Raw genomic sequence first — 13,719 nt, 5'->3', positions numbered from 1 at the left:
GGAAAAAACGATGTGTGGAATTGTTGGTGCGGTAGCACAACGTGATGTGGCGGAAATTTTGATCGAAGGTTTACACCGCTTGGAATATCGGGGTTATGATTCAGCCGGTGTGGCGGTTGTCGATGACAAGCATAATCTGCAACGGGTGCGTTGTTTAGGCAAAGTGAAGGCGTTAGACGATGCCGTCGCCAAACAGCCGCTAATCGGCGGCACCGGCATTGCGCACACCCGTTGGGCGACTCACGGCGAACCGTCGGAAGCCAATGCGCATCCGCATGTTTCCGGCAATATTACGGTGGTGCATAACGGCATTATCGAGAATCATGAAGAGCTGCGCGAAACGTTACAAGCGCGCGGCTATGTGTTCTCCTCGCAAACCGATACCGAAGTGATTGCGCATTTGGTCGAGTGGGAATACCGCACTTCCGATACGCTGTTGCAAGCGGTGCAAAAAACCGTGAAGCAACTGACCGGTGCATACGGCATGGTGGTGTTGCACCGTGAGCAGCCGGAGCATTTAATCGCCGCGCGTTCCGGCAGTCCGCTGGTTATCGGGCTTGGTTTGGGGGAAAATTTCTTGGCTTCCGACCAGCTGGCGCTGTTAAGCGTAACCCGTCGTTTTATCTTCTTGGAAGAGGGCGATATTACTGAGATCAGCCGCCGTACAATTGATATTTATAGCCGTGACGGTGATAAAGTTGAGCGCCAAGTGCATGAATCCAACTTAGAAAACGATGCGGCGGAAAAAGGCAAATACCGCCACTTTATGCAGAAAGAAATTTTCGAACAGCCGACCGCCATCGTTAATACGCTGGAAGGGCGGATCGCCAATGACAGCGTGATTATCGAAAGTATCGGCAACGGCGCACGCGAAATTTTGGAGAAAGTCGAGCATGTGCAAATTGTCGCGTGCGGTACTTCTTACAACTCCGGTATGGCGGCGCGTTATTGGTTCGAAGCGTTGGCAGGCGTGAGCTGTGACGTGGAAATCGCCTCTGAGTTCCGTTACCGTAAATTTGTCACCCGTCCGAACAGCCTGTTGCTGACCCTTTCCCAATCCGGTGAAACCGCCGATACGCTGGCTGCATTGCGTTTGGCGAAAGAAAAAGGCTATATGTCGGCGATGACGATCTGTAACGTCTCCGGTTCTTCTTTGGTGCGTGAATCGGATTTGGCGTTTATGACCCGCGCCGGTGTCGAAATCGGTGTAGCATCGACCAAAGCGTTCACCACCCAACTGGCAACCATGCTGTTGTTGGTGCTGGCAATCGGTAAATTAAACGGCAATATTTCGACTGAAAAAGAGCGTGAAATCATCAAGTCATTGCAAAGCCTGCCGGCGAAAATCGAACAAGCGTTGGCATTTGACGGCGCAATTGAAAAATTGTCGGAGGATTTTGCCGAGAAACACCACACCCTGTTCTTAGGGCGCGGCGAATACTACCCGATTGCGATGGAAGCAGCGTTAAAACTGAAAGAAATTTCCTATATCCATGCCGAAGCCTACGCTGCCGGTGAATTGAAACACGGTCCGTTAGCGTTAATTGATGCGGATATGCCGGTTGTCGTGGTTGCGCCGAACAACGAATTGTTGGAAAAACTGAAATCCAATATCGAAGAAGTCCGCGCGCGCGGCGGGCAGTTATATGTGTTTGCCGATGAAAAAGCCGGTTTCAGCTCCACCGACGACATGAAAATCATCACCATGCCGGAAGTCGATGAAGTGGTGGCACCGATTTTCTACACTGTTCCAATGCAATTGTTGGCATACCACGTTGCCTTAATCAAAGGCACCGATGTCGATCAACCGCGTAATTTGGCGAAAGCGGTCACAGTGGAATAAGGTTAATGACTTAATCCGATCAAACCGCACTTTGGCTGTAAGAAGCAAAGTGCGGTTTTTGCTTAAGCAAATAAGCGCATGGCCAGCATAAAAAAATCCCGATCAAATGTGATCGGGATTTTGCCAAAGCAGAGCCAAATTAGGCGTCGGTATAGTTCGGTTCACTGAATACACTGACCGGCGGGGCTTCGCCCTGATATTTCTCCACTTGCAAAATGGCGGTGTTCGGCGAGTTGCCTTGCGCCAGTTTTGAAGTGCCGATATCCATGGTCAGCACATTCGGATTGCCGAATTTACACAATGGTTTGTCTGCGGTGCCCAAATCGGCAGGATCGTACCAAGCCCCTTCATGCAGTGCGACCGTGCCTTTGATAACACCGTCGGTGACAACTGCGCCGGCAAGCACTTGCCCGCGTTGATTGAACAAACGCACCAGATCGCCGTCGGCAATGCCGCGCGCTTGTGCATCGTCCGGGTGGATCAGCACCGGTTCGCGTCCGTTTACCGTGTATTTCTCGCGAAGTGCGGTTGAGAAACACAGCTGGCTGTGCAGACGATAGTAAGGGTGCGGTGTCACCAGCGCTAACGGCGCTTCGGCGGTGGTGTTGCCGGCGTATTCCTCCGGCACTAACCAGCTTGGGTGGCCTTTGCAATCGTCATAGCCCATTTTGGCAACGGTGTCGGAATAGATTTCGATTTTGCCGGACGGCGTTCCGAGCGGATTGAGTAACGGATCGGCGCGGAATTCGGCATAGCGCACCCATTGTTTGGCTTTGTCGCCGATTTTGAACGTGACCGGTTGATTCGCTTCCCAGAACTGTTCGAAACGCGGCATGACCACGCGGTTTTTGCGTGCCGCGTCATAGGCGGATTGGTAGAACCCTTTCAACCAATCCATTTCGGATTTTCCTTCGGTAAATTTCTCTTCTACGCCGGATAATTTCGCTAATGCGGCGAAAATATCATAATCGCTTTTCGCTTCGAATTGCGGCTCGACCGCTTGTTTCATCGGGAAGATATTCAACATCGAATAATCGCCGCTCATGGTTAAATCATTGCGCTCGAAAGAGGTGGTGACCGGCAACACGATATCCGCCATACGCGCGGTTGGCGTCCAATAGATTTCATTTACAATCACCGTATCCGGTTTTTGCCACGCCTTGATTAAGGTGTTGGTATCTTGATGGTGGGTAAACGGATTGCCGCCCGCCCAATAAATTAATTTGATATCGGGATAGGTGATTTCAGTGCCGTTATATTGAATCACTTTGCCCGGATTGAGCAGGGCATCGGAAATTCGCGCTAGTGGAAAACTTAATTTGGAGGTTTCGTCTAACCAAGTTTGACCGCCGCTTTCGCCGGAAGCATTGGCCGAAATCGCCCCTAAAATCCCGCCTGTCGCAGTGGGAACGCCGCCGTTGGCATAGTGGTAGCTTAAACCGAACCCACCGCCCGGCAAGCCGATTTGACCCAACATGGAAGCTAATGTGACCAGTGTCCAGTGCGTTTGTTCGCCGTGGCGTTGGCGCTGCATGCCCCAACCGCCCATTAACATTGTGCGCTTGGCGGCAAAATCCAGCGCCAGCTGTTTAATCGTCTCTGCCGGAACGCCGCAGATTTGGCTTGCCCAAGCCGCATCTTTGACGACGCCGTCTTCGGCTTTGCCGAGCAGATAGGCTTCGAATTTATCATAGCCGATGGTATATTTTTTGAGGAATTCGCCGTCTTGCTTGTTTTCGCTAATCAAGCTGTGCGCCATACCCAGCATGAGCGGCACATCGGTTGCGGTATTTACCGGAATCCATTCGGCACCCAAATATTCACAGGTTTCGCTGCGTACCGGATCGATACAGATCACCCGTTTACCGCTCTCTTTCAGTTTTTTGAAATAATCCGTACCTTGCTGATCGGTTGAAGTCCAGGCGTTACGCAAAGTGGTCATCGGGTTTGCCGACCACAGCACCACAATCTCGGTGTGTTCCAGCACCATTTCCCAACTGGTTTGTTGTTCGTAAACTTCGATGGTTCCCATCACATGCGGCATGATGACCTGTGCCGCACCGGTGGAATAATCCCCTTTGGTGCCGACAAATCCGCCGGTCAGGTTCATATAGCGGTGTAATAAAGTGCGGCTGGCGTGCAACGCACCGGAACTGTACCAACCGTAAGAACCGGCAAAGACGCCGGAAGGGCCTTGGCTATCACGCACCTGTTTTAAGCCGTTATGCACCAGTTCCAACGCTTTATCCCAAGACACGCGCACCCATTCGTCGTGTCCGCGCAAGCTGGTGTCGCTTTTGCCCGGATTTTCCAAATAGCCTTTGCGTACCATCGGGTATTTCACCCGCACGTCGCTATGGACTTGCTCGGCAACAACGCTTTGCAATTCATTGGCGATGGTTGGTTCAATTGCCGGTCCGGATTTCACCACTTTACCGTCTTCAACCACAATACCAATCGGCCCCCAGTGGGCGGCGGACATCACCGTGCTGCTTTCTGCCGCTGCCGCTTTATTCGATAGCAATAGGTTACCGCCGATACCGCCGCTTGCGGCGAGTCCGACCGAACCCAATGAGGTGTTTTTCAGAAACTGACGACGGCTGCCGTTAATTTTTTTAGTATGACTCATCTTGTTTCTCCTGTTAATCGTGAGTGTAAGAGGGAAAATTAGTGTACTCCGGATGTTGCCGCTGCTGGCATATCTTTCGCAAAGTGTTGCAAATAAATCGTTACTGCGCGCACCTCTTCATCACTCATCGAAGTGCGGTCTTTCATCGAATTAATCACGCCGACCCATTGATTGGCGGTGTAGTGATCAGCCGGAATCGTCGCGTGACAAGTGCTGCAATGGGTTTGATCCAAACTTTTGCCGTAAGCATTGAGCGCGTCCAGATTGGCTGTCAACGCTGTTTTAGGCAGGGAAACCGTGAGTTTGACCTGCTGCCAATCGGAATTTGTCACCGTATCGTGTATGCTGCTGATTACGCTGACATCGGTTTTGGCATTATCATCAAGCACGCCGACAAGAATGCGCTTGCCCATTTGTTGATACAGCAGGTTTTCCGCACCGCTTTGTTGCCAGCCATTCACAACGGCGTGCAGCGTGTCGTCCTCTTGTCGCCAGTCGCTCAGCTTGGCAAACGGCATTAAGCGGATTTCACCGGTGCCGGTTTTCGCGGCGGAAATATTGAAGGCGTAAAGTTCAGCATTTTCCGCGCTGAAATCACCGGCGTGGCGGCTCAATTCGCCCGTTGCGGCGCTGGAATCGGTCGGAATGTCCGGTATAAAATGCACCAGACCTTTATGGCAATCGATACAGGTTTGATTGGTTTCTGCCGCCAGTTTATGCATGGTTTGCGCCTGTTCGGACTGATCACCGAGAATCCACGCCTCGGTTTTATGGCAAGTGCGGCAAGTGGCGGAATCCTGTTCTTTCATACTTTTCCAAACCGCTTGCGCCATTTCCAGACGATGGGCTTCATAAGCCTCTTGATCCGGAATTTTGCCGGTGATTTCGCCCCACACATCTTTCACCGCCATCACTTTTGCCTTAACGTAGTGCCAGCTGTCCGGCGGCAAGTGGCAATCGGCGCACTCCGCCCGAATTCCTTTACTGTTGGCAAAGTGGACACTGCCTTCCCATTCTTCTTGCGGAATGCTCATCGAATGGCAGCTGACGCAAAATTCGGTTGAGTTGGTTTTATGAAAAATACCTTGAGTGAGCCGGAAAGCCAGCCCGCCTAATAGAAAGAGAAAGATCCCGAATAATAGCCCCTTCTTTTTACCCCACATGAAAATACCTCTTATGTTTTAACTCGTTATGATTATATTGTTGTCAATCTTAATCAAAAAAGCGCGGTATAGTTTGATGTGAATCAAATCTCATTAATTTTTATGGGGAAAATAATGTGTGAAAATCGGCGTGATAATGGGTATTTTTACGGATTATTTATCTAAGAATTTGATTTTAAATTGAATTATAAGCCTAGTGGTTATAATTTTCACTGACTTGGTTTACAGGAAAATGATGTGTTAGAATCGTTAAATTTCGTTATATGAAAATTTATATAGCCATTTAAATTATTGTTTCATACCATTGAACATACTATGGCAAAATAGTAAAAGTCTTAAATTAGTATACTATTCTGTCAGGAAACGTTTAAAAATTGATTAAATCTGATAATGCGAATGAAATTGATATTATGTACTAATTTTTTCGTGAAAAATAAATTTTTATGCTTTTTAAAAAGCAATAAACCGCCTTTTTTTAGAGAAAAATCTCAAGTAATGGATTGACAAAGTGCGGTTCTCAAGTAAAAATGACCCTCATTGAATTCGTAGAATAGCATACTTAAATCGGAATACAGATGAAAACGCAATTTGTTACCTTATCTCTCCTCCTCTTGCTCGCAAACTGATCGTGCGGCTCGACTGTGGAAGATAATTGGCAAATTGCAATTCACACGAATTTTAAACCCGCACAACGTTGCGGGTTTTTTGCATTTATAAACCGCACTTTGGGCAACCGAAACATCATTGAAGAACGGAAACTAAGGAAAATGTTATGAGTGATAACGTGATTATTTTTGATACCACCCTGCGCGACGGCGAGCAGGCGTTGAGTGCCAGTTTGACGGTGCGGGAGAAGTTGCAAATTGCGCTGGCGCTGGAGCGTTTGGGGGTGGACGTGATGGAAGTGGGTTTTCCGGTGTCGTCTTCAGGCGATTTTGAATCGGTGCAGACCATCGGGCGCCATATCAAAAACTCGATTGTTTGCGGACTTTCGCGTGCGGTGGATCGCGATATCGATGCGGTTTACGAAGCTTTGAAAGAAGCCGAGCGTTTCCGTATTCATACCTTTATCGCCAGTTCCGCCTTGCATGTGGAAGCCAAACTGAAAAGCACCTTTGACGACGTGGTTGAGCGTGCGGTGCAAGCGGTGAAACGCGCGCGCCGTTACACCGATGATGTGGAATTTTCCTGCGAAGATGCCGGTCGTACCGGGATCGATAATATTTGTCGTATTGTGGAAGCCGCAATTAATGCCGGTGCAACCACGGTCAATATTCCCGATACCGTCGGTTTCTGTTTACCGACCGAATACGGTAACATTATTCATCAGGTGATGAACCGCGTGCCGAATATTGATAAAGCGATTGTGTCGGTGCATTGCCATAACGATTTGGGCATGGCGACCGCCAACTCGTTGACTGCGGTGCTGAACGGCGCACGCCAGATTGAATGCACCATTAACGGCATCGGCGAACGCGCCGGCAATACCGCACTTGAAGAAGTGGTGATGGCGATCAAGACCCGTCAGGATATGTTCAAGGTAGATACGCGGATTAACACCCAAGAGATCCACCGTGTCAGCCAAATGGTCAGCCAGTTGTGCAATATGCCGATTCAGCCGAACAAAGCGATTGTCGGCGCGAACGCGTTTGCCCATTCGTCCGGCATTCACCAAGACGGCATGCTGAAAAACAAAAATACCTACGAAATCATGTCGCCGGAATCAATCGGGCTGAAAAAAGAGAAACTGAACCTGACCGCCCGTTCCGGCCGTGCGGCGGTGAAAGGGCATATGGCGGATATGGGCTATGTGGAAAGCGATTACGATTTGGATAAATTATATGAAGCGTTTTTGAAACTGGCGGATAAAAAAGGTCAGGTATTCGATTACGATTTGGAAGCGCTGGCGTTTATCGATATGCAGCAAGGCGAAGCAGATCGCTTAAAACTGGACAAAATCTCCGCCCATTCGGTCAGCGAATTTCCGGCGACTTCGTTTGTGCAATTGGAGCTGGACGGCGAAAAATTAAGTACGGTATCCACCGGCGGCAATGGACCTGTCGATGCCACTTATAATGCCATTTTGGCATTAACCGGTTTGGACGTGACGATGTCGCACTATAATCTGACCGCGAAAGGCGAAGGGGCGGAAGCGTTGGGGCAGGTGGATATTGTGGTGGAACATGAAGGACGCAAATTCCACGGCGTCGGCTTGGCAACGGATATTATCGAATCGTCGGCGTTAGCCTTAATCCACGCGATTAATGCGATTTATCGCGCACATAAAGTGGCGGATTTAAAAGCCAAGAAATAAGACAATTCCCTTCTCCCTTGACGGGAGAAGGTGCCCGCAGGGCGGATGAGGGTGATGTAAGCGAATATTCCCCTCATTCTGATTTAAGCGTCTGAACGAGGCTCAAATCTGTCCTTTTCCCACAAGGGGAGAAGGGAACGAAAAAATGAAAACAGAGGAAGAAAAAATGCAAACATACAACGTAGCAGTGTTAGCCGGCGACGGTATCGGCCCTGAAATTATGGCGCAAGCAATCAAAGTGTTAGATGCGGTGCAGCAAAAATTTCAGTTTAAGTTGAACTACAGCCATTTTGATGTCGGCGGTGCCGGGATTGATAATCACGGCAAGGCGTTGCCAGATGTGACGTTGCAGGGGTGCGAAGCGGCGGATGCGATCTTGTTCGGTTCGGTCGGCGGACCGAAATGGGAAAAGCTGCCGCCGGCGGAACAGCCGGAGCGTGGCGCACTGTTGCCGTTAAGAAAACACTTTTCTCTGTTCTGTAATTTGCGTCCGGCGACACTCTACAAAGGCTTGGAAAAATTCTGTCCGCTGCGTGCCGACATTGCCGCAACCGGGTTTGATATGGTGGTGGTGCGCGAATTGACCGGCGGCATCTACTTCGGACAGCCGAAAGGACGCGAAGGCGAAGGCGCAATGGAAAAAGCCTATGACACCGAAGTCTATCACCGCTATGAAATCGAACGTATCGCGCGTATCGCGTTTGAAACCGCACTTAAACGTACCAAGCATGTCACCTCGGTGGATAAAGCCAACGTGCTGACCAGCTCGGTGTTGTGGCGCGAAGTGGTGAATGAAGTGGCAAAAGATTACCCGGAAGTGTGGTTGGATCATATCTATATCGACAATGCGACTATGCAGATGATCAAACAGCCGTCGTTCTTCGATGTGCTGCTGTGTTCGAATATTTTCGGCGATATTATTTCCGACGAGTGTGCGATGATCACCGGCTCGATGGGCATGTTGCCGTCCGCCAGTATGAACGAACAAGGCTTCGGTTTATATGAACCGGCTGGCGGTTCTGCTCCCGACATCGCAGGCAAAAATATCGCTAACCCGATTGCACAAATTTTATCGGCGGCAATGATGTTGCGTTACAGCTTCAATTTGGAAGACGCGGCGCAAGCGATTGAAAGTGCGGTACAAAAAGTGTTAGCCGCAGGTCATCGCACCGGCGATTTAGCCGACGACAGCCAACCGGTTTCCACAACGGAAATGGGCGATTTGATTGCGGCGGCGATTTAATTAAAAACTCACGAATTTACATATTTACGGATGACACAATGAAAAAGACTTTATACCAAAAACTGTTCGACTCTCACGTCGTTTATGAAGCGGACGGCGAAACCCCGATTCTGTATATCAACCGCCATTTGATCCACGAAGTGACCAGCCCGCAGGCCTTTGACGGCTTGCGCGTGGCAAACCGTCCAGTGCGCCAAGTCGGTAAAACTTTCGGCACGATGGATCACAGCATTTCCACCCAAGAGCGTGACGTGAATAAATTGGAAGGGCAGGCACGGATTCAGGTGTTGGAATTGGATAAAAACTGCAAAGCCACCGGCATCTCGTTGTTTGATATGAACAGCAAAGAACAGGGCATCGTCCACGTTATGGGGCCGGAGCAAGGTTTAACCTTGCCGGGTATGACCATTGTCTGCGGCGATTCGCACACCGCAACCCACGGTGCTTTCGGCGCATTGGCGTTCGGGATCGGCACGTCCGAAGTGGAACACGTTTTAGCCACCCAAACCTTAAAGCAAGCCCGTGCCAAAAGCATGAAAATCGAAGTGCGTGGCAAAGTCGGCGCAGGCATTACCGCTAAAGATATTGTGCTGGCGATTATCGGCAAAACCACAATGGCAGGCGGCACAGGGCATGTGGTCGAATTCTGCGGCGAAGCAATCCGCGATTTATCGATGGAAGGACGTATGACCGTGTGCAACATGGCGATCGAGTTGGGGGCGAAAGCCGGTTTGATTGCGCCGGACGAAACCACGTTTGCCTACTTAAAAGGTCGCCCACATGCGCCGCAAGGCAAAGATTGGGACGACGCCGTGGCATATTGGAAAACCTTAAAAACCGACGACGGTGCAGAGTTTGATACGGTGGTGGTGCTGGAAGCCAAAGACATTGCGCCACAAGTGACGTGGGGCACGAATCCGGGACAAGTGATCGGTATCGATCAATTAGTGCCGAATCCGGCGGAAATGGCGGATCCGGTGGTGCGCGGTTCGGCAGAAAAAGCGCTGGATTATATCGGCTTAGCAGCGAATACCGATTTAACTCAAGTAGCGGTTGATCAAGTGTTTATCGGCTCTTGCACCAACTCGCGGATTGAAGACTTGCGCGCGGCGGCAGCGGTGATGAAAGGGCGCAAAAAAGCCGATAATGTCAAACGTGTGTTGGTCGTGCCTGGCTCCGGTTTAGTCAAAGAACAGGCGGAACAAGAGGGTTTGGATAAAATCTTTATCGCAGCCGGTGCCGAGTGGCGTAATCCGGGCTGCTCGATGTGCTTAGGCATGAACGATGACCGTTTGGGCGAATGGGAACGTTGCGCCTCGACCAGCAACCGTAACTTTGAAGGTCGCCAAGGGCGCAACGGACGCACCCATTTGGTCAGTCCGGCAATGGCCGCCGCCGCCGCAGTATTCGGCAAATTCGTTGATATTCGTCAAGTTTCATTAAATTAAGGAGTTCACAATGGCAGGTTTTAAACAACTTTCAGGTTTAGTCGTTCCACTGGACGCCGCCAATGTGGATACCGATGCGATTATCCCGAAACAATTCTTGCAAGCGATCACCCGTGTCGGCTTCGGCAAGCATCTGTTTCACGAATGGCGTTATCTCGATGTGGACGGCACGCAACCGAATCCGGAATTTGTGTTGAATTATCCGCAATATCAAGGCGCAACGATTTTATTGGCGCGCGAAAATTTAGGCTGCGGTTCGTCGCGGGAACACGCCCCTTGGGCGTTGGCGGATTATGGCTTTAAAGTGATGATCGCCCCGAGCTTCGCCGATATTTTCTACAACAACAGCTTGAACAACCATATGTTACCGATCCGTTTGAGCGAGCAGCAAGTGGAAGAGATTTTCCAATGGGTGTGGGCAAACGAAGGCAAACAGATTCACGTCGATTTGGTTGCCAAAACCGTCACCGTCGGCGACAAAGTCTATCACTTTGAACTGGACGAATTCCGTCGCCACTGCTTATTGGAAGGTTTGGATAACATCGGTCTGACATTGCAGCATGCCGACGCGATCAGCGAATATGAAAGCAAGATTCCGGCGTTTTTGCGTTAGGGTTTATCGTTTTTCAACCCGATTCTCAGCCTGATTTTCAATATAAAAACCGCACTTTTATTAAAGTGCGGTTCATAAGAGCGTGTGTATCAACTGTATCAATCAATATCAAGTATGCTCATCATCAAAATCGATTTCGCAATTATTGACGCAGGTAGAGATGCCTAGCCATTTATAAATTAAACAATAACTTAGCAAGCCGCTGATGGTGATCAGCACACCAATGTATCCCCAAGGGCCGATAATTTTGACCGCACTTAAGATACACAAGGTAATCCCCAGTAGAATTCGAATAATACGATCGAGCGTTCCTAAGTTTTTACGCAATTTTCTAGGCATAATCCCTCCATTTAGTTGGTTTCAATCAGAATTGAAGCAAGGATTTACTGCTTTTCAATTTTATTAATACAGATTTTTAACAACGATGTCAAATACCACTTTTGGATTATTCGAATCGGATCTCGCTTTCAAATCCTTTTGGAATAATATTTCTGAATTTAACTGAATAGTGGTGTAATTCTGCGATTCGATTCACGATCGACAAGCCCAAGCCGCTGCCTTTTTCATTTTGGCCGGCAGGACGGTAAAAGCGCTGCCCCAATTTCAGCAGATCATCCGGCGCAACGCCGTTGCCGTTGTCGCTTACCGTAATCCGATCACGGTATAACGACACCACAATCCGGCTGCCGTTCGGGCAGTAGTGAATCGCATTGTCGATCAGGTTGCGTAACATCAAGGAAATCAATAGCGGTTGTCCTTGTTGTAACGGCGGTTGGGCATGTTGTTGAAATTCCAAGGCAATCTGTTTTTTGGCGGCGGCAAAATAGCGTTCGCCGAGTAGTGATTCGACCAAATCCTGCCATTTTATCGTTTCCTGATTGTCCAGCTCGACCACCGAATCCAAACGCGAAAGCGTGAGCAGCTGTTCGATCAGCTGGGTGGCGCGGTCAATGCCGTGGGTTAAATGGTTTAACGCCTGATCGCGCATTGTGCTGTCGTCGCCGGCGAGTTGTGCTATTTCGGTCTGCACCCGAAGTGCGGTCAGCGGACTGCGCAGTTCATGGGCGGCATCAGAGGTAAAACGGCGCTCGCGCAGCAGCATTGACGAAGTGCGGTCAAAAAAGTGGTTCAGGCTGTTGACCACCGGCTGGATCTCCGACGGCAATGACGGAATTTCGATCGGGCTGTTATCGTCCGGCGAACGGTGGTGCAGTTCTTGGCGTAAGCGTTTGAGCGGCGCCAATTCACGGCTGACGACAAAGGCGATTAACGCCAGCAACACCGGCAAGCCGGCGAGCCAAACCCACAGTTGGCTGAAAACCATATCGGATACAATGTCTTCACGGTATTCCAGCTCTTGCCCGACAGCAATCATTAATTCGCCACCGGCAGCAGGAAGCCAGAAAATACGCCAAGAATCATCATCAATTGTTTGTTTGGCAAAACCGCGCGTCGGTGAAAAGGTGATATGATCGCCGTTATTACCGTCCGACAGCACCCTTTCGCCTTGACGGGTAAAAATCGCAAATGCCAAGGCATCGTCGTCCAACACTTTTTTGCGTATGTGGCGCGGCGGTTTAAAGGCTTCGGGCATTTTGCCGTTGTGTTGTTGAATTAGAATTTGTCTCAGATTGGAGGTTGCCAACCGTTGGGCAAATAGAATTTGTTGCGCATCAAACACTTTGTCGGTTTCGTCTTTCGCCTTGCTCCAAGCGATGATACCCGCCACGCACCACAGTAACAGTGAGGTGAAAGAGAGGATAATAATCAACCGTAGGCGTAAGCTGTTAATTTTCATCGGCTTTGCCTAAAGTATAGCCGACACCGTGCACCGTGCGGATAACGTGGTTGCCGAGTTTTTTACGCAGGTTATGGATATGCACTTCCAACGCATTGCTGCTGATTTCATCGTCCCAGCTATGCAGTTTTTCTTCGATAAGCGAGCGTGGCAGCACCCGCTCTTTATTGGATAAAAACAGCGCCAACAGTTTAAATTCGCGGGTCGTCAGGTTGATCGCCTGCCCGTCGATTTTAACCACTCTGGCATCGGGTTCGAAGCTGAGGTTGCCGTGGGTGATGACCGGATTCAGGTTGCCGTGACGGCGGCGGATCAGCGCTTCCAGCCGTGCCGCCACTTCGCTCAGGGCAAAAGGCTTGCACAGATAATCGTCCGCGCCCTGTTTCAAACCGGAAACACGCTGCTCCAAACTGTCGCGCGCGGTCAGAATCAGCACGGGTACATCTTGGTTTTGCTTGCGCCACTGCTGCAAAATATCCATGCCGTCCATTTTCGGCAGGGTTAAATCCAGCACCACCGCATCATAAGGCGCACTGTTTAGCGCTTCAAAGCCGGTTTTGCCGTCTTGAAACCAATCCACACTGTAATTGAATTTGGTCAGCCCGATTTTCAAACCGTCGCCGATTAATGGATCGTCTTCGATAAGGAGTATGCGCATAGGAGAGGGT

The 13,719-nt window shown here is 49.9% G+C and carries 10 protein-coding genes; 5 read left to right on the top strand and 5 right to left on the bottom strand.

Annotated elements, in window-relative coordinates; genetic code table 11:
- Positions 1 to 10: 10 nt before the first annotated feature.
- Positions 11 to 1,843, top strand: coding sequence for a glutamine--fructose-6-phosphate transaminase (isomerizing) (glmS, locus tag B8880_RS07005; protein WP_084256902.1), 1,833 nt, complete (start codon positions 11 to 13; stop codon positions 1,841 to 1,843).
- A 139-nt stretch (positions 1,844 to 1,982) separates the two neighbouring features.
- Here glmS and torA read toward each other — a convergent pair whose 3' ends face one another.
- Complete coding sequence (torA, locus tag B8880_RS07000; protein WP_084256901.1) at positions 1,983 to 4,472, bottom strand: trimethylamine-N-oxide reductase TorA; 2,490 nt, start codon at positions 4,470 to 4,472, stop codon at positions 1,983 to 1,985.
- Between the two features lie 38 nt (positions 4,473 to 4,510).
- On the bottom strand, positions 4,511 to 5,635 hold the full coding sequence (locus B8880_RS06995; RefSeq protein WP_084256900.1) for a NapC/NirT family cytochrome c: 1,125 nt from the start codon (positions 5,633 to 5,635) through the stop codon (positions 4,511 to 4,513).
- Positions 5,636 to 6,407: 772 nt separating this feature from the next.
- On the opposite strand from B8880_RS06995, the gene leuA reads away from it, so the two are divergent.
- The 4 genes from leuA to leuD all read left to right on the top strand — a co-directional run bounded on the left by leuA (position 6,408) and on the right by leuD (position 11,253).
- Entirely contained in the window at positions 6,408 to 7,949 is a 1,542-nt protein-coding gene (gene leuA / locus B8880_RS06990; RefSeq protein WP_084256899.1) for a 2-isopropylmalate synthase, read from the top strand.
- A gap of 166 nt (positions 7,950 to 8,115) precedes the next feature.
- Positions 8,116 to 9,192 (top strand): 3-isopropylmalate dehydrogenase, encoded by a 1,077-nt coding sequence (leuB, locus tag B8880_RS06985; RefSeq protein ID WP_084256942.1) that lies wholly within the window; start codon positions 8,116 to 8,118, stop codon positions 9,190 to 9,192.
- A gap of 38 nt (positions 9,193 to 9,230) precedes the next feature.
- Positions 9,231 to 10,640: a 3-isopropylmalate dehydratase large subunit gene (gene leuC, locus B8880_RS06980; protein ID WP_084256898.1), complete on the top strand. Its 1,410-nt coding sequence runs from the start codon at positions 9,231 to 9,233 to the stop codon at positions 10,638 to 10,640.
- A 10-nt stretch (positions 10,641 to 10,650) separates the two neighbouring features.
- The gene (gene leuD / locus B8880_RS06975) at positions 10,651 to 11,253 is read left to right on the top strand and encodes a 3-isopropylmalate dehydratase small subunit (RefSeq protein ID WP_084256897.1); all 603 of its coding nucleotides are present in this window, start codon (positions 10,651 to 10,653) and stop codon (positions 11,251 to 11,253) included.
- 108 nt (positions 11,254 to 11,361) lie between these two features.
- Here leuD and B8880_RS06970 read toward each other — a convergent pair whose 3' ends face one another.
- The 3 genes from B8880_RS06970 to B8880_RS06960 all read right to left on the bottom strand — a co-directional run bounded on the left by B8880_RS06970 (position 11,362) and on the right by B8880_RS06960 (position 13,709).
- Positions 11,362 to 11,592, bottom strand: coding sequence for a YgaP family membrane protein (locus tag B8880_RS06970; RefSeq protein ID WP_084256896.1), 231 nt, complete (start codon positions 11,590 to 11,592; stop codon positions 11,362 to 11,364).
- 106 nt (positions 11,593 to 11,698) lie between these two features.
- Complete coding sequence (qseC, locus tag B8880_RS06965) at positions 11,699 to 13,051, bottom strand: quorum sensing histidine kinase QseC (RefSeq protein ID WP_084256895.1); 1,353 nt, start codon at positions 13,049 to 13,051, stop codon at positions 11,699 to 11,701.
- Positions 13,041 to 13,709, bottom strand: a complete 669-nt coding sequence (locus B8880_RS06960; RefSeq protein WP_084256894.1) for a response regulator — start codon at positions 13,707 to 13,709, stop codon at positions 13,041 to 13,043. Before B8880_RS06960 ends, qseC begins: the two co-directional genes overlap by 11 nt.
- Positions 13,710 to 13,719 lie beyond the last annotated feature (10 nt).

This window comes from Pasteurella testudinis DSM 23072, assembly GCF_900176075.1.
Taxonomy (GTDB): domain Bacteria; phylum Pseudomonadota; class Gammaproteobacteria; order Enterobacterales; family Pasteurellaceae; genus Chelonobacter; species Chelonobacter testudinis.
This window is presented reverse-complemented; position numbering and strand designations above follow the sequence as displayed.